At 66.8% G+C, this 16,440-nt stretch carries 13 protein-coding genes, 1 tRNA gene and 1 pseudogene; 9 read left to right on the top strand and 6 right to left on the bottom strand.

Features of this window, described 5'->3' with window-relative positions; all coding sequences use genetic code 11:
• Positions 1 to 21: 21 nt before the first annotated feature.
• Positions 22 to 720: a glutathione binding-like protein gene (locus tag ASG11_RS13280; RefSeq protein WP_055781014.1), complete on the top strand. Its 699-nt coding sequence runs from the start codon at positions 22 to 24 to the stop codon at positions 718 to 720.
• Positions 721 to 909: 189 nt separating this feature from the next.
• Here ASG11_RS13280 and ASG11_RS18795 read toward each other — a convergent pair whose 3' ends face one another.
• Both ASG11_RS18795 and ASG11_RS13290 read right to left on the bottom strand, forming a co-directional pair.
• The gene (locus ASG11_RS18795; RefSeq protein WP_236697520.1) at positions 910 to 1,509 is read right to left on the bottom strand and encodes a hypothetical protein; all 600 of its coding nucleotides are present in this window, start codon (positions 1,507 to 1,509) and stop codon (positions 910 to 912) included.
• Positions 1,510 to 1,698: 189 nt separating this feature from the next.
• Entirely contained in the window at positions 1,699 to 2,484 is a 786-nt protein-coding gene (locus ASG11_RS13290; protein WP_055782668.1) for an SDR family NAD(P)-dependent oxidoreductase, read from the bottom strand.
• Between the two features lie 78 nt (positions 2,485 to 2,562).
• Between ASG11_RS13290 and ASG11_RS13295 the strand changes: the two genes are divergently transcribed.
• The 5 genes from ASG11_RS13295 to ASG11_RS13315 all read left to right on the top strand — a co-directional run bounded on the left by ASG11_RS13295 (position 2,563) and on the right by ASG11_RS13315 (position 8,185).
• Entirely contained in the window at positions 2,563 to 4,116 is a 1,554-nt protein-coding gene (locus tag ASG11_RS13295) for a class I adenylate-forming enzyme family protein (RefSeq protein WP_055781021.1), read from the top strand.
• Positions 4,113 to 4,886 carry a thioesterase family protein gene (locus tag ASG11_RS13300; RefSeq protein WP_055781022.1) on the top strand — a complete coding sequence of 258 codons (774 nt, stop codon included), beginning with the start codon at positions 4,113 to 4,115 and terminating at the stop codon, positions 4,884 to 4,886. The genes ASG11_RS13295 and ASG11_RS13300 overlap by 4 nt, the downstream gene beginning before the upstream one ends.
• A 336-nt stretch (positions 4,887 to 5,222) precedes the next feature.
• Positions 5,223 to 5,906: an EF-hand domain-containing protein gene (locus ASG11_RS13305; protein ID WP_055781025.1), complete on the top strand. Its 684-nt coding sequence runs from the start codon at positions 5,223 to 5,225 to the stop codon at positions 5,904 to 5,906.
• A 196-nt stretch (positions 5,907 to 6,102) separates the two neighbouring features.
• Positions 6,103 to 6,822 (top strand): response regulator, encoded by a 720-nt coding sequence (locus ASG11_RS13310; protein ID WP_055781028.1) that lies wholly within the window; start codon positions 6,103 to 6,105, stop codon positions 6,820 to 6,822.
• 55 nt (positions 6,823 to 6,877) lie between these two features.
• Complete coding sequence (locus ASG11_RS13315) at positions 6,878 to 8,185, top strand: sensor histidine kinase (protein ID WP_082472845.1); 1,308 nt, start codon at positions 6,878 to 6,880, stop codon at positions 8,183 to 8,185.
• A 21-nt stretch (positions 8,186 to 8,206) separates the two neighbouring features.
• Here ASG11_RS13315 and ASG11_RS13320 read toward each other — a convergent pair.
• A tRNA-Leu gene (locus tag ASG11_RS13320) sits at positions 8,207 to 8,291 on the bottom strand.
• A gap of 130 nt (positions 8,292 to 8,421) precedes the next feature.
• On the opposite strand from ASG11_RS13320, the gene ASG11_RS13325 reads away from it, so the two are divergent.
• Together ASG11_RS13325 and ASG11_RS13330 are read left to right on the top strand one after the other, a co-directional pair.
• Positions 8,422 to 8,802, top strand: coding sequence for a hypothetical protein (locus ASG11_RS13325; protein ID WP_055781034.1), 381 nt, complete (start codon positions 8,422 to 8,424; stop codon positions 8,800 to 8,802).
• 67 nt (positions 8,803 to 8,869) lie between these two features.
• Positions 8,870 to 9,373: a methylated-DNA--[protein]-cysteine S-methyltransferase gene (locus ASG11_RS13330; protein ID WP_055781036.1), complete on the top strand. Its 504-nt coding sequence runs from the start codon at positions 8,870 to 8,872 to the stop codon at positions 9,371 to 9,373.
• Positions 9,374 to 9,466: 93 nt separating this feature from the next.
• On the opposite strand, the pseudogene ASG11_RS13335 reads toward ASG11_RS13330, so the two are convergent.
• Positions 9,467 to 10,348: pseudogene (locus ASG11_RS13335) on the bottom strand (YifB family Mg chelatase-like AAA ATPase); the annotation flags it as partial.
• Between the two features lie 31 nt (positions 10,349 to 10,379).
• Between ASG11_RS13335 and ASG11_RS13340 the strand changes: the two are divergent.
• Positions 10,380 to 12,077 (top strand): recombinase family protein, encoded by a 1,698-nt coding sequence (locus tag ASG11_RS13340; protein WP_055781039.1) that lies wholly within the window; start codon positions 10,380 to 10,382, stop codon positions 12,075 to 12,077.
• Here ASG11_RS13340 and ASG11_RS13345 read toward each other — a convergent pair.
• The gene (locus tag ASG11_RS13345; RefSeq protein WP_055781042.1) at positions 12,074 to 15,280 is read right to left on the bottom strand and encodes an efflux RND transporter permease subunit; all 3,207 of its coding nucleotides are present in this window, start codon (positions 15,278 to 15,280) and stop codon (positions 12,074 to 12,076) included. The two genes, ASG11_RS13340 and ASG11_RS13345, sit on opposite strands and share 4 nt — an antisense overlap.
• Positions 15,280 to 16,437 (bottom strand): efflux RND transporter periplasmic adaptor subunit, encoded by a 1,158-nt coding sequence (locus ASG11_RS13350; protein WP_055782671.1) that lies wholly within the window; start codon positions 16,435 to 16,437, stop codon positions 15,280 to 15,282. The genes ASG11_RS13345 and ASG11_RS13350 overlap by 1 nt, the downstream gene beginning before the upstream one ends.
• Positions 16,438 to 16,440 lie beyond the last annotated feature (3 nt).

The following is a 16,440-nucleotide window of genomic DNA, read 5'->3' on the forward strand; positions in this document are numbered from 1 at the left end:
GCACCAACCAAGGAGCATGCGATGATCGACCTGCATTACTGGCCCACGCCGAACGGCCACAAGATCACGCTGTTCCTGGAGGAAGCCGGGCTCGAGTATCGCATCGTCCCCGTCAACATCGGCAAGGGCGAGCAGTTCGAACCCGATTTCCTGAAGATCGCCCCCAACAACCGCATGCCCGCGATCGTCGATCACGCCCCCACCGGCGGCGGAAACCCGATCGCGGTGTTCGAAAGCGGCGCGATCCTGTTCTATCTCGCCAACAAGACCGGCCGCTTCATCGGCGACGACGAACGCGCCCGCACCGATACGATGCAATGGCTGATGTGGCAGATGGGCGGCCTCGGCCCGATGCTCGGCCAGAACCACCACTTCACGCGCTACGCACCCGAACAAGTGCCCTACGCGATCGACCGCTACGTCAAGGAAACCAACCGCTTGTACGGCGTGCTCGATCGCCGCCTGGAGGGCCGCGACTTCATCACCGGCGCTGAGTACACGATCGCCGACATGGCCAGCTATCCGTGGATCCTCCCCGAAGCGCAGGGCCAGGACATCGAGGATTTCCCGAACCTGAAACGCTGGCATGCCGCGATCAAGGCCCGTCCCGCCACGATCGCCGCCTACGAGAAGGGCAAGGCAATCCAGCCGACCCAGACCCCGATGTCCGACGAGCAGAAGAAGGTGCTGTTCGGCCAGACCGCGAAGGTCGGGGGCTGACAGAAAGCCTCGACCGTCCGCCAATCACGAGTTCCCCGGCGAAGGCCGGGGTCCAGTCGGGAGACAGAAGTGATCGTGCGCTGCGCGACGTAGCTTCGCACTTCGCCCCTGGACCCCGGCCTTCGCCGGGGAACCGCTAAGGCGGTCAAAAAAAACGGGGGCAGCCAACAGACCGCCCCCGAAATCGCTTCACTTCTTGGCCGGAACCGCAACCGGAACCGTGGGTGCGACCGCGCCGGAAACCGGCACACTTGCGACCGGTGCCACCACCGTGAGCGGCTTCACCGCAGCCGTGTTGACGACGAACGGCACGTCCTCATCGATAAAGCCCTTCACCGGAGCGCCGAGCGCGATCTTCGCGCTAGTGCCCGTCATGAAGAACCCCGCCGGCAGGAACACGACCGCCGACACCGCCGCGGCACCGATGCCGCCCGCAGTGCCCTTGTCGTCGAACGCGCCTGAGAGGCGAATCTGCCGACCATTCACCGTCAGATACAGGATCCGCGCGGCGAGATGGCCCGACTTCCCCCACATACCCTTGTTCCGCACGTCGGTGATCTCTCCGACCGCAGGCGATCCTGCGGGCACCACGATCGATCCGTTGACCGTCATGTTTTCCGCGACTTCCATCTGGAAGCGCTGCCCGACCTTCAGCTTCTTGCCCTTGGTGGTCAATTCCTCGCTCGTCTTGAGCGGCACGGGCGTTCCAACCCGCAGCACGCTCTCGCCCGCAGCCGGCTGCAAGACGACGCCGGTCGCGGACGGGGTCTGTGCGACTTCGGTGGCCACGACAGGCTTCACCGTGGCGGCTGGAATAGCGACCTGAGCAATGGCGGTACCGGAAACCGCAGACGCAAAGACGGCGCTAACAACTAACAAACGCATGATAAAATTTCCCCCGGGATGAGAATCTCCCCAAGGTTACATCTGTGACCAATCATGCCCTGTCAATGTAATATGAACCCGGAATGAATGAACTCAGATCTCCCGCCCCGGCCGCCGGCTCAGCCCCACGTCCAGATGCGCGCCCGCGTCCACCAGCATCACCTCGCCGGTGATCGCGCGGGCGTCGGGGTCGAGCAGCTGGACGATCGGCCCGGCCACGTCGTCCGGCCCCGCCGCGATCCCCATCGGCGTCTTGCTCGCGATTCGTTCGTTGAGCGCCGCGAAGCCCTCCTCGCCCAGCCGTTTCTCGAACCAGCCGGTGCCGACATAGCCCGGTGCCACCGCATTCACGCGGATCGCCGGGGCCAGCGCCCGCGCCAGGCTGCGCGTCATCGTCACCAGTGCGCCCTTCGACGCGGCATAGGCAACCGACGATCCGTTGCCGAACACCCCGGCCACGCTCGCCACGTTGACGACCGCGCCGATCCCGCCACCGCGCATCGCCGGCGCGCACGCGCGGATCATCTGGAACGGCGCGATCGTATTGAGCCGGTAGATGTCCACGAAATCCTCCGCGTCCAGCGCATCGAGATCCTCGTGATCGGCGAACTTGGTCCGCCCCGCATTGTTGACCAGGAAGTCGATCCGCCCGAACGCGTCCACCGCCGCCCCGGCCAGCGCGCGGCACGCCGCATCCTCGACGATGTCCGCCTGCACCGCGATCGCACCGGTGCCGACCTCGGCCGCCAGCGCCTCGGCCTCGTCGCGGCTCGACGCATAGTTGATCACGCAGCGCACGCCACGCTTGGCAAGCTTGCGCACCACCGACGCCCCGATCCCGGTGCCGCCCCCGGTAACGATCGCAACCGCATCCTGCATCATCCGCCCCTTCCCGATTCCATTTTTCGAACGTTGCGTATGGCATTTCGCGAAGGCCTGGCCTAGCGATCTCGAACCATGGGAACCGAAACCACCGCCGCCGCCCCGACCGCCGCCGAGATGCTCGAGAGCGACTTCGCCACCCTCCCCGATCTGATCCGCGCGCACGGCCGAGACCGCGGCGAGAAGATCGCGCTGGCCGAGGCCGGCGGCGAACTCGATTATGCCGGGCTGGACGCGCTGATGGACCGCATCGCCGCCGCCTTGCAGCGCGACGGGATCGCGCAAGGATCGTCCGTCGCGATCGTCGCCGCCGCCAGCATCGAATATGCCACCGTTTTCCTCGGTGCGCTGCGCGCCGGCTGCGTCGCCACCCCGCTCGCCCCCTCCTCCACCGGCGAGGCGCTGGTCGCGATGATCGCCGATTGCGGCGCGCCCATCACCTTCATCGACGCCGACGCCGCGACCACGCTCGCCGGCCGGCACATTCCCGGCAAGCTCGTCCATCTGAAGTCGCTCGGCACCTGGATCGCGCCCGAAGGCGCGGAGCCGACGCCGGTCGAGATGGCGCCCGAGGACGGCTTCAACATCATCTATTCGTCCGGCACCACCGGCACGCCCAAGGGTATCGTGCAGAGCCATGCGATGCGCTGGGCGCATATCGCGCGCAACGCCGCCGCCGGGTTCGGCGAAGCCGTCACGATGATCGCCACGCCGCTCTATTCGAACACGACGCTCGTCAGCTTCCTGCCGACGCTCGGCTGGGGCGGCACCGTCGTGCTGATGAAGAAATTCGACGCGCGCGGCTATCTGCAACTCGCCGAACGCCATCGCGCCACGCACACCATGCTCGTGCCCGTCCAATATCAGCGCATCATGGCGCTGCCCGATTTCGACGGCTTCGATCTGACCAGTTTCCGCCTCAAGACCAGCACCAGCGCGCCTTTCTCCGCCGCGCTGAAATCGGACGTCGTCGCGCGCTGGCCCGGCATGCTGCTCGAATATTACGGCATGACCGAGGGCGGCGCCTCGACCGGGCTCAACGCCACCGCGCATCCGGACAAGCTCCACACCGTCGGCGTGCCGCTGCCCGGCCACGAGATCCGCCTGATCGACGAAGACGGCAACGAAGTCGCCCCCGGCGAAATGGGCGAGGTCGTCGGCCGCAGCCCGACGATGATGACCGGCTATCACGGCCGCGCGGACGCCACCGCCTCGGCCGAATGGCACGATGCGGAGGGCAATCGCTACATCCGCCACGGCGATGTCGGCCGCTTCGATGAGGACGGCTTCCTGATCCTGATGGACCGCAAGAAGGACCTGATCATCTCGGGCGGCTTCAACATCTATCCGACCGACCTCGAGGCGGTGCTGCGCCAGCATCCCGCCGTCGCGGATTGCAGCGTCATCGGCGTGCCGAGCGAAGCTTGGGGCGAAACCCCGGTCGGTTTCTACGTGCCGCACACCGGGATCGACGCCAGCGCGGAGGACATCCGCCAATGGACCAACACGCAGCTCGGCAAGACGCAGCGGCTGTCCGAACTCCACGCGATCGAGGAACTGCCCAGGAGCGCGATCGGCAAGGTGCTGAAACGCGAATTGCGCGATCGTCTCGCGGGGGTCGACGCATGAATACGCTGCGCGACATCCTCGCCGCCGCCACGCCCACGGACACCGGCTTCACCGCCAACATTCCCGCCAACTGGCTGCAGGGCCGTACCGCTTATGGCGGCCTGTCCAGCGCGCTCGCGCTCCACGCCGCGCAGGGCATCGAGCCGGACCTGCCCCCGCTCCGCTCGGCGCAGGTCTCCTTCATCGGCCCGCTCGCCGGCGACATCACCGTCACCGCGACCAAGCTGCGTCGCGGCCGCAACGCCGCCTTCATCCAGTCCGACATCACGTCCGATGCGGGCTTGGGCTACCGCGCCACCTTCGTCTTCATGGCGCCGCAGCAATCGCGCGTCGATCTCGACGCCGCCGCGCCCGCCACGCGCACGCCGCCCACCGCCGACGATAAACTGTATGTCGGCCCGCCGGAATTCTTCACCGGCAATTTCGAGTTCTTCGACTACAAGGACGAACCGGGTGCCGCGACCTGGCTCCGCTGGGCGCGGCTGCGCGATCGATCGGCGCTGGATCCGATGGTCGAGATGCTGGCGATCGGCGACGCGCTGCCCCCCGCCGCGTTCAAGCTGTTCGGCAAGGAATTCGTGCCGCTCTCCTCGCTCACCTGGATCATCAATCTGCTCACGCCCGAACCGAGGACGACCGACGGCTGGTGGTTGCTCGCCGCCGAGTCCAGCTTCGCGCGCGGCGGCTGCTCCAGCCAGACGATGGCGGTATGGAACGCCGACGGAGTCAAGGTCGCCGAGGGCATGCAGAGCGTCGCGATCTTCGGGTGAGATAGGGCCGATCGACCGTCCCATGTTTGGCGCGCCGTATCCCCAATCAACCGTCACCCCGGACTTGTTCCGGGGTGACGGCGCCGCGAGTCCGGCGCCCATATCGTCCGCAACGAAAGCCGCTTGGTGGACCCCGGAACGAGTCCGGGGTGACGGTTTCAGGGACGACAAATCGATCTCAAACCTTCTGCCACGAAATCACGCTCCCAGCCCATTTGCGACAAGTTGCGACACTTTCCCCCGCCGCCTGACACATCGCAACGACAGCCCCGGTGCATTACCCTGTTCAGGACGCGGATCGACTGCGTCGTTCGTGAACAAGGAAATTTTAGGGCCATGAAGATGCTCTTTCTCGCCGCCGCGCTTGCCGGCACCACGCTGGCCGGTGCCGCCATCGCCGGACAGACCGCCCCCGCCCCCGCCGCGCCGAAACCCGGCCGCATGCTGCAGGCCGACGTCAATGGCGACGGCACGATCACTCGCGCCGAATTCCTTGCCCAGGCCGGCGCGCGCTTCGACGCGCGGGACACCAACAAGGACGGCACGATCTCCGGCGACGAACTCGTCGGCCGCAACGGCCAGACGCGCCCCAATGCCAGGCCGATGACGCGCACTTCGGCGATGGAGCGCGCCGCCGCGATGTTCGACCGGCTCGACACCAACAAGGACGGCAAGCTCGATTCCGCAGAGCGTCAGGCGATGATGGAGCGCGTGGGTAACATGCGGCGCGGCGGCGGTGGCGAAGGCGCACCCGGCATGGCCCCCCCGCCCCCGCCGCCCGGCGCGGACGGCCCGCACGCCATGAACGGCGGCCGCCACGGCAAGATGCTCGCCAGGCTCGACGCGAACAAGGACGGCAGGATCAGCCGCGACGAGATGCGCGCACAGGCCGACGCCCGCTTCGCCCGGCTGGACACCAACAAGGACGGCTTCGTCGACCAGACCGAACTCGCCGCCGCCCGCGCGCGCCACAAGATGCACGCCCCCGGCGCCATGCCCCCGCCCCCGCCGGCCGGGTAATCGGGCCGCTTCCTCACCCACCCCGTCACCCCGGAACAGGTCCGGGGTGACGGAGAGTTTGGAGTGACGCGCTCTACCGGTATCGAATGCCGCTCGGCTCCCGGCGAATGGCTGCCTCGCCAAACGCCTCGCACCGCCCGGCACCTTCCCCCAAGCCTTCTTCCCTACAGGGAGTATCATGCTAAGCCCGGACCCGATGGGAGATCTGCCACATCTGCTGCTGGTCGATGACGAGCGCTCGATCCGCGAGCCGCTCGCGCAATATCTGACCAAGCAGGGCTTCCGCGTGACCCAGGCCGGCGACGCCGAGACGGCGCGCACGCGGCTCGCCGCCTATGCGATCGATCTCGTCGTGCTCGACATCATGATGCCGGGCGAGGACGGGCTGAGCCTGACCCGCCACATCCGCGAGAATGGCGAGATCCCCGTCATCCTGCTCACCGCGCGCAGCGAGGAGACCGACCGCATCGTCGGCCTCGAAATGGGCGCCGACGATTATGTCGTGAAGCCCTTTTCGCCGCGCGAACTCTCCGCCCGCATCAAGGTCATCCTGCGCCGCGCCGCCGCCGGCGGCACGCGCCAGCATGCGCCGGACAGCGGATCCTTCGCCTTCGCCAGCTGGGTGCTGAAATCGGGCGAGCGCGCGCTGGTCGATCGCGAGGGCGTCTCCGTCCCGCTCTCGACCGGCGAATACAATCTCCTCCACGCGCTCGTCATCCGCCCGCGCCAGGTGTTGACCCGCGATCAGCTGCTCGATCTGACGCAGGGCCGCGAGGCCGCCGCCTTCGATCGCGCGATCGACAATCAGGTCAGCCGCCTGCGCCGCAAGATCGAGGCCGATCCGAAGAATCCGGACCTCATCAAGACGGTGTGGGGCGGCGGCTACACGCTGGCCGCCGAAGTGACGCGGTTATGATCGTGTCACGCCTGTGAAGCATCTCCGCTTATGGCCGCGCAGCCTTGCCGGCCAGATGGCGCTGATCATCGCCATCGCGCTGTTCCTCGCCCAGGCGATCAACTTCACCCTGTTGCTGCAGGAGCGGAAGAACTTCCGCTACGAACAGGCCACCGGCCCCGCCGTCGCCCGGATCGTCGATGCGGTCGAGCGCGCCAACAATGGCGGCTTCTCCGAGCGGCGCGGCGGGCGCGTCCGGGCCATGGCCGCCTCTCCGATCAAGCCCGGTGCCGAGCGTCGCGCCGAGATCGAACAGGGCGTGCACGAGGCGCTGGCCGAGGCCGGGCTGAAGGTCGGCCGGGTCGAGACCGGCGTGCGCGATGTCCGCGCCGACAGCCCGCGCCTGAAGGGCATCAATCCCCGCCTGGCCCAGCGCATGGTCCGGCGCGGCGGCGAACTGGTCATCGCGGTCGAACAGGCCGGCGGCACGTGGCTCGTCCTCACCTCGCCCTGGCCCCGCGCCGACATGGCGATGATCTGGCGCACGATCGCGCAGACGCTGATCCTCTACGGCATCGTCCTGCTGCCGGTATTGTGGATCGGCCGCCGCATCTCGCGCCCCTTGCGCAGCCTCGCGCTCGCCGCGCGCAACTTCACCCCCGGCGAGGTCGACACCCCGATCGCGGAAGGGGGGCCGCAGGATCTGCGCGACGTGGTCAGCGCCTTCAACGCGCTGCGCCTGCGCGTCACCGCGATGCTGGACGAGAAGGACCGCATGCTCGGCGCGATCGGCCACGATCTGCGCACCCCGCTCGCCGCTTTGCGGGTCCGCATCGAATCGGTCGAGGACGATGCCGATCGCACCAAGATGGCCGATACGATCATGGAGATGGATCGCACGCTGGACGATATCCTCAGCCTCGCCCGCCTAGGTCGCCCGAGCGAACCGCTGACCGAGGTCGATCTCGCCGCGCTGGTCGATGCCGTGGTCGAGGATTTCCGCGATCTCGGCGCGGACGTGTCGTTCGACGAGGAGACGCCCCGCCTGCGCATGCGCCTCCGCCCCTCGCTGATGCGCCGCGCGGTGCGCAACCTGATCGAGAATGCGGTGAAATACGGCACCACCGCGGAGGTCAGCATCGCCGCGACACCGGACAGGGTCGAGATCGTCGTCGCCGATTCCGGCCCCGGCATCCCGGCCGATCGGCTGGGCGACGTGTTCGATCCCTTCACGCGCCTCGAAACCTCCCGCAACCGCGACACCGGCGGCATCGGTCTCGGCCTGGCCCTGGCGCGCGCGATCGTCGGCGATGCCGGCGGTCAGATCGTGCTGGCAAACCGCCCCGAAGGCGGCCTCAACGCGATCATCGCGCTTCCGCGCTGACTGGCCTCTCGATCGAAAAGTTGGTGCGGGCGGTCGGAATCGAACCGACACTCCTTTCGGAACCGGATTTTGAGTCCGGCGCGTCTACCAGTTCCACCACGCCCGCATCGGCCAGGACGGATCGAGCGTTGCCGCTCCCGTAATCGCGAGCGGCGCAGATGGCATAACTGGTCCCGCCCCGTCCACCCCCTTTCGCTGGACTTGCCCGCCAGGCTTTCTCCGGGGATGGTCCGGCGATGCACGACGCCGACTTCCCCATTCCCGTTTCCGACATCGCGCATGTCCGCGCCCTGCTGATCGCGGCCGCGCGGGAGCGGCGGGCGATCAGCTATTCCGAAATCCTCCTCGCGCTCGGCCACCGTTTCACCCGGCCGAAGATGCGCGCGATGTGCAAGACGCTCGACGCGATCGACGCCCGCGCCGCGGCGGACGGCGAGCCCGAACTGGCGGTGCTGGTGGTGCGCGAGTCGGATCGTCTGCCGGGGCAAGGCTGGTGGGTCGGTCTCGCGCAATCGCCTCATGATTATGCCGGCCCGTGGGATGGCCCCGAGGCGCTGGCCTTCGTCCGCCGCCTTCACGGCGTCGCCTTCGAATATTGGGCCAAGCATTCCTTTTGAGCGCAGGAATCGGAAAGCATCGCCGCCCATCCTGCCCTATCCAAAGGATACAGGAAGGACGCGAACCATGACCTACGCCTACAAGACGATGCCCTCCCCGGTCGGACACTTGAAGCTGGTCGCCAGCGCGAGCGGCCTCGTCGCGATCCTGTGGGAGAACGACGCCCCCGACCGCGTCCGCCTCGGCGCGATGCTCGAAGACCCGGCCGACCCCATCCTTGCCGAAACCGAACGCCAGCTCGCCGCCTATTTCGCCGGCACGCTCACCGAATTCACCGTGCCGCTCGATTTCCGGGGCACCGATTTCCAGAAAAGCGTCTGGGCGGCATTGCTCGCCATCCCGTTCGGCGAAACCCGCAGCTATGGCGATATCGCGCGCGCGATCGGCCGCCCCACCGCCTCTCGCGCGGTCGGTGCCGCGAACGGCCGGAACCCGATCTCGATCATCGCCCCCTGCCACCGCGTGATCGGCACCAACGGCAGCCTTACGGGCTTCGCCGGCGGGCTGGAGGCGAAGCGGCTGTTGATCGAATTGGAGTGTGGACATCACCCCCAATCCCGTCTGTGCTGAGCCTGTCGAAGCACTGCCCTTTTTCTCAACGGCAGAAAGAAGGACAGTCCTTCGACAAGCTCAGGACAGACGGCAATTTTGGCACGCGCCCCCCTAACTCCGCGGGACCTGCCGCCGATAACTCAACGCCTCCGCCACATGCACCCGCCCCACCGTCTCACTCCCGCCAAGGTCCGCGATCGTCCGCGCCACCCGCAGGATCCGCGTATAACCGCGCGCGGACAGCCGCATCGCCTCGCTGGCCTGCGCCAGCAGCTTGCGGCCCGCTTCGTCCGGCGTCGCCACCGCCTCCAGCAGCACGCCGTCGATCTCGGCATTGGTCCGCACCGGATGCTCGCCGTAGCGCGCCGCCTGCACCCCGCGCGCCACCGCCACCCGTGCCCTGACCTCGGCCGACCCCTCGGCCGGCGGCGGCAGTACCAGATCGGCCGCGCTCACCGCCTGCACGTCGACATGCAGGTCGATCCGGTCGAGCAACGGCCCCGACACCTTCGCCTGATAATCCGCCGCGCATTTCGGCGCGCGCGAACAGGCCAGGGCCGCATCGCCCAGATGCCCGCAGCGGCACGGGTTCATCGCCGCGACCAGCTGCACGCGGGCCGGGAACGTCACATGCGCATTGGCCCGCGCCACGCTCACGGTGCCCGTCTCCAGCGGCTGCCGCAGCGAATCGAGCACCGCGCGCTGGAATTCGGGCAGTTCGTCGAGGAACAGCACGCCCAGATGCGCGAGGCTCACCTCGCCCGGCTTCACCTTCAGTCCGCCGCCGACCAGTGCCGCCATCGATGCCGAATGATGCGGGCTGCGATACGGTCGCGTCCGCGTCAGCCGACCGTTCTGCAACGTCCCCGCCACGCTCGCCACCATCGACACTTCCAGCGCGTCGGCGGCGTCCAGCGGCGGCAAGATTCCAGGCAAACACGCCGCCATCAGCGATTTGCCCGCGCCCGGCGGCCCGACCATCAGCAGGTTGTGTCAAGCTACACCTCATGGTAGCTAATTGCGTATGGATACCATCATCTACGTGCGCTGGTCCAGTGCTGAGCAGTCCAAGGGGGATTCTAAGGAGCGTCAGCTCGGGCTGTGCTACGATCACGCGAAGCGCAACGGCTGGAACGTCATCCGTCCCCCCGTCATAGAAGAGGGCCAGTCTGCGTTCACAGGCGTGCACCTACGCCTCGGTGAATTGGGGAAACTTCAGCGGGAGTTCGAGGAGGACAAATACCCCAATGGCGTAATCCTGCTCGTCGAGCGGCTCGATCGCCTTTCCCGCGAGGCTCCGGGCCAGTTCTTCCTCTGGCTCAGTGCTATGACGCAGAAGGGTGTCACGATCGCCACTGTCGATGGCAATCGGACCTATCGCGGCAACCTCGACATGGCGACAATCATCGAGGTCGTCGTCAAGGCCTCGCTCGCGAACGACGAGTCGGTCGCCAAAAGTGGCCGTATTGCATCGGCATGGGCGAATAAGAGGGCACGCCTTGCCGCAGGCGACACGCAGGTGATGACGGCGCGAATTCCGGGGTGGCTGACTATAACCGAGGAACGGACCTTCGCTGTCGATCCTGGTCGAGCCGCTACCATTAAGCGCATTTTTGAAGAGACCGTTCAGGGAGCCGGAAAGCATACAATTGCCCGTCGACTCAACGCCGATGAAGTTCCTACATTCGGCAGGTCGTCCGCATGGCACGCTTCTTATATTCAGAAGATCCTGAACAGCCCCGCCGTTCTCGGAGAGTTTCAGCCCGGAGTTAAGCCAAGAGGAGCTGCACGCACGATCGTAGATCAGCCTGTGGCTGATTACTATCCAGCAGTAATCGACGCTGACTTGTATTCAAGAGCGCGAGTAAGCATGCAGGCTAGATCGCGCAAGACTCTCGGAAAGGGCCGCCGCGTCGCGAATCTATTCTCCGGCTTGGGGCGCTGCGACACTTGTGGTGGTAAGATGACAATGCGTAGTAAAGGTGCCAAGACGCGGGCCGATGGAAGGATCGTCCATGAGGATTACCTCGTATGCGATAACATGCAACGCGGAGTCATTCGCGACACCGGCGATAAGTGCCATAACAATGTCCGCTTCAATTACGGAGTCGTAGAAGATGCTGTTCTTGACGCAATTCTGTCTGATGCGTTGGACGATACTCATTTCGCGGAAGGATCGCTTTCGCATCAGTTGTCGATTGAACATGCACAGCTGAGTATGGATCTCGATCGGCTGCGCAGAAAAGCTAAATCAACACTCGATCTTCTTGGAGACGACAAAGGGGACCAGGACGTCAAGGAGGCATATCGTCAAGCGAAGGTTGGGCAAGATAATTTGAAGATACAGATTGCTGAGGTTTATGATCGACTACTATTAGCACGGGGCCACGTTTCTCCCGAGGAGCATGCAACTAGAATTGCATCCGTTCGCGCTGACATGCATAGTGCAGACGAAGATACTAGACATCGTGCTCGAACCACTGTTCGGCTAGCCATCAATGAGCTAGTTTCTGAGCTTAGCTTTCATCGAAAAGGACGGAGAGTTGGCGTTAAGTTGCTCAGCGGCTCACGCAACATCACAATTAGCGGAGAAGACGGTCGTATCACTTTCGACATCGCGCCCTCTAAAGTCAGCGCTGCCACCAGCGATCTTTCCGATCGTCAGGAACGTGCACGTGATCGGGTGCTTGAGTCGAACCGGTCTAGGCGCCGACAGATTTAACCACCCACGGACACTCTCGGAGTATCCCCCTCCCTCCTCAACGATCCGAAGCGTGCATACAACGTCGGCAGCACGAACAAGGTGAGTAGCGTCGCGGAGATCAGCCCTCCGATCACCACGGTGGCCAGCGGCTTCTGCACCTCGGCACCCGCGCCGTGACCCAAGGCCATCGGCACGAAGCCGAGGCTTGCTACAAGCGCCGTCATCACGACGGGCCGGAATCGGAGGAGCGCACCCTCGCGCGCCGCCTCGGCTCTGACCCGTCCCTGTCGAACGAGTTCCTGGATCGAGCTCAGCATGACGAGGCCGTTGAGCACGGCGACACCGGACAGGGCGATGAACCCGACGGCCGCGGAGATGGAGAACGGCAGGCCGCGGAGCAGCAGCGCCAGGATGCCGCCGACCAGTGCCAGCGGCACGCCGGTGAACACGAGCGCCGCGTCGCGGACGCTGCCTAGTGCGCCGTAGAGCAGCAGCATGATGGCGGCGAAGCAGATCGGGACGACGATGGCGAGCCGTGCGCGCGCCGAGGCGAGGTTCTCGAACTGCCCACCCCATTCGAGATAGGTCCCGGCTGGAAGCTGCACCTGCGCAGCGATGCCGGCTTGCGCGTCCTCGACGACGCCGGCCACGTCGCGGCCGCGGACGTTCGCCTGCACCACGACGCGGCGCTTGCCGTTCTCGCGGCTGATCTGGTTGGGTCCGTCACCGATGCCGATCTCCGCAACGCTGGCGAGCGGCACAAACGAGCCGCCGGCCGTCGGAACGGGAATTTGACCGAGCGCCTGAAGGTTGGAGCGCGATGTCTCGGCGAGACGGATCACGACGGGGAACCGACGGTCGCCCTCGAAGATCATGCCGGCCTCCCGGCCGCCGACGGTGGCCGCGACGACGTCCTGCACATCGCCTGCCGTGACGCCGACGCGGGCCATAGCGTCCCGGTTCGGTCGTATGTCGAGCAAGGGCAATCCCTCGGTCTGCTCGACGCGCACATCGGCGGCTCCGCGGACCTTACGCAGGACGTCGGCGATCCTGTTGGCTGTGGCGTTCATCTGCCCGAAGTCATCGCCGAACACCTTGATCGCCAGGTCGCCACGCACGCCCGCGATCAGCTCGTTGAACCGCATCTGGATGGGCTGTGTGATCTCGTAGCTGTTGCCGGGAATGGTCGAGACCCGCTCCTCGATCCGCTCGACCAGCTCCTCCTTCGGGAGGCCCGGCTCCGGCCACTCGCTGCGGGGCTTCAGGATCACGAAGGTGTCCGTGGCGTTCGGCGGCATCGGATCGGAGGCGATCTCGGACGTGCCCGTGCGCGAGAACGCGTAGCGGACCTCGGGCTCCCGCGAGATCGTCTTCTCGACCGCGAACTGCATGCGCTGGCTCTGCTCGACCGACGTGCCGGGTGGGCGCCAGGCCTGGACGAGGATGTTGCCCTCGTCGAGCTGCGGCAGAAACTCCTGTCCGAGGGTGGTGAACGCGAGCGCCGCGGCGGCGACGCCGAGAACCGCGCCGCCCATAGTCAGCGTTGGTCGGCGCATGGCGGCGGCGAGACCGGGTTCATAGCGGCGCCGCAGCCAGTGGACGATCCGGCTCTCCTTCTCCTCCACCCGGCCGCTGAGCCAGGCGGCGATCGCCGCGGGCACGAACGTGACGGAGAGGATGAAGGCGAACACCAGCGCGATGATGACGGTCAGCGCCATCGGCTCGAACATCTTGCCCTCGACGCCGGTGAAGGTGAGCAGGGGCGCGTAGACGAGTATGATGATCGCCTGGCCATAGACCGATGGCCGGATCATCTCGCGCGCCGACGCCGCGACGATGTCGAGCCGCTCGCGCAGGGCGAGTCGGTCGCCCGTTTCGTGCTGGCGGTCGCCAAGTCGCCGAAGCGCGTTCTCGACGATGATGACGGCGCCGTCGACGATGAGGCCGAAGTCGAGCGCGCCGAGGCTCATCAGGTTAGCCGACACGCCCGCGCGCAGCATGCCGGTGGCGGTCAGCAGCATCGTGATGGGGATGACGAGCGCGGCGATCAGCGCCGCCCTGAAGTTGCCGAGCAAGAGGAACAGGACAACGATCACCAGCACCGCGCCCTCCGCAAGGTTGCGGGCGACGGTGGAGATCGTCGAGTTGACCAGGTCGGTGCGGTCGAGGACCGGTTTGACCACGATGTCGGTGGGCAGCGACTTGCCGATCTCGCCGAGCCGCTCGCGGACCGCGGTCGCGACGGTCCGGCTGTTCTCGCGGATACGCATCACCGCCGTGCCGACCACCACCTCGTGGCCGTTCTCCGACGCCGAGCCCGTCCGGATGCCCTGACCCGCCTGCACCGTCGCGACCTGGCTGAGCAGGATGGGGACGCCTTCCCGGGTCGCCACAACGTTGCGCGCCAGCTCGTCGGCGGTGCGCACGCGCGCGTCCGATCGCACGAACAGCCCGGCGCCGTTGCGGTCGACCGTGCCCGCGCCGATGCTGGTGTTGCTGCGCTCCAGCGCTCGGGCAAGGTCGTCGATCGTCAGCCTGAGCGCAGCGAGCCGCTGGAGATCGGGGACGACGAGGAACTGACGATCGAAGCCGCCGAGCGAGTCGACGCCGGCCACGCCATCGGTGCCGCGCAGCTGTGGCGCCACGATCCACTCCTGAACGGTATGGAGGTAGGTCGCCTTGTCACGCTCGGAGACGAGGTGCTCGCCTTCCGGGGTTATGTAGCTTCCGTCCCTTTGGACGCCGGGGTCGCCGTCTCGGTGCCGGACGCGGTCAAGCTCGCGGTATTCCACCGTCCACATGAAGATGTCGCCGAGCCCCGTGGCGATCGGACCCATCTCGGGCATCACGCCCTGCGGCAGCCGGCTCTGGGCCGCGTTGATCCGTTCGCTGACCTGCTGGCGGGCGAAGTAGATGTCGGTGGAGTCGGAGAACACCGCGGTGATCTGCGCGAAGCCGTTTCGGTTCAGCGAGCGGGTGAATTCCAGACCGGGGATGCCCTTCAACGCCGTCTCGATCGTGAAGGACACCTGGCGCTCGATCTGGTCGGGTGACAGCGATGGCGCCATCACGTTGACCTGGACCTGGTTGTTAGTGATGTCCGGGACGGCGTCGATCGGCAGGCGCTGAAGCGCGAACACGTCCGCGAGGGCGGCGACCGCGGTGAACAGGAGGACGAGCCAACGGCGCTCGACCGAGAAGGTGACGAGGCGGCTGAGCATCAGTCCATGTCCATTTCGCCGCCCTTGCCGAGTTCGGCCTTGAGCGTGAACGAGTTCGTCGTCGCGATCCGCTCCTTGCCGGTCAGCCCGGAGGTGACCACGATCCTGTCCCCATTCGGGCGGCCGGTCGCGACCGGCACGGCGCGGAAGCCGGTAGGCGTGCGCACGAAGACGACGGTCCTGTTCTCGACCGACTGGATGGCGGTGGACGGCACCGAGATGCCGCCGCCCCCGGTCGACGGCAGGATCACCGCGGCGGTCACGGGCTCGCCGACACGCCAAGTCGATCCGGCATTGTCGAGCCCGACGATGACCTGCACCAGCCGGGTGGTCTCGTCGAGGATCGGCGAGACGAAGGTGACGCGCCCTTCCTGCCGTCGTCCTGCGGCAGTTACCTCTACGCGGGTTCCTGGTCGCACCCGGCCCGCGTCCGCTGGCGACAGCGAGGCGGTGACGGTCACCTTGGCCAGGTTCGCCACCCGGAACAGCTCCGCGTTCGCGTCGACGGCCTGGCCGAGCACCGCAGGGCGCGCGATCACCTTGCCCGCGATGGGCGAGCGCATGGCGATCCGGTTGGGCGCGCCCCCGCCGCCGCCGGTCGCACCGAGCTGCTGCCGCGCGAGCCGCAGCGCGATGCCGGCCTCCGTTGCCGCGGTGCGCGCGGCGATCAGGTCCTGCTCGGGTGACACGCGCTCCGCGAACAGCCGCTGCTCCCGCCGCAGGTTCGACTGGGCAAGGGCGGCACGCGCGCCGGCTGCCTCGAGTTCGGCCTTCAGCGAGGCGGCCTCACGGCTCTCGATGACGGCAAGGGCGTCACCGCGCGCTACGGACTGTCCGAGGTTGCGGGTGAGCGAGACGATCCGGCCGCCCAGCGTAGCGGACACGACCTGCACACCCTGCGGATCGCCCTGGATGATGCCCGGGGCTTCGATCGTGCCGGACGCGCCGCCAACCGTCGGCGCCGCGACCTCGATGCCGGCATCCGCGATCTGGCGCGCGGTCAGAGTGACGGCGTCCTTGTCGGCGCGTTCCCCCGCCTCGCCCTTTTCCGTTCCCTCCATGCCGGCCATCTCGCCGGTCTCGTTCTCGGTCGTCCCACCACCGCACGCGGCAAGCGCGACCGGCAAGAGCATTGCCAGCAAAGACCGGCTGATCATCGT

The organism is Sphingomonas sp. Leaf357, from assembly GCF_001423845.1.
In the GTDB taxonomy this organism is placed as follows: domain Bacteria; phylum Pseudomonadota; class Alphaproteobacteria; order Sphingomonadales; family Sphingomonadaceae; genus Sphingomonas.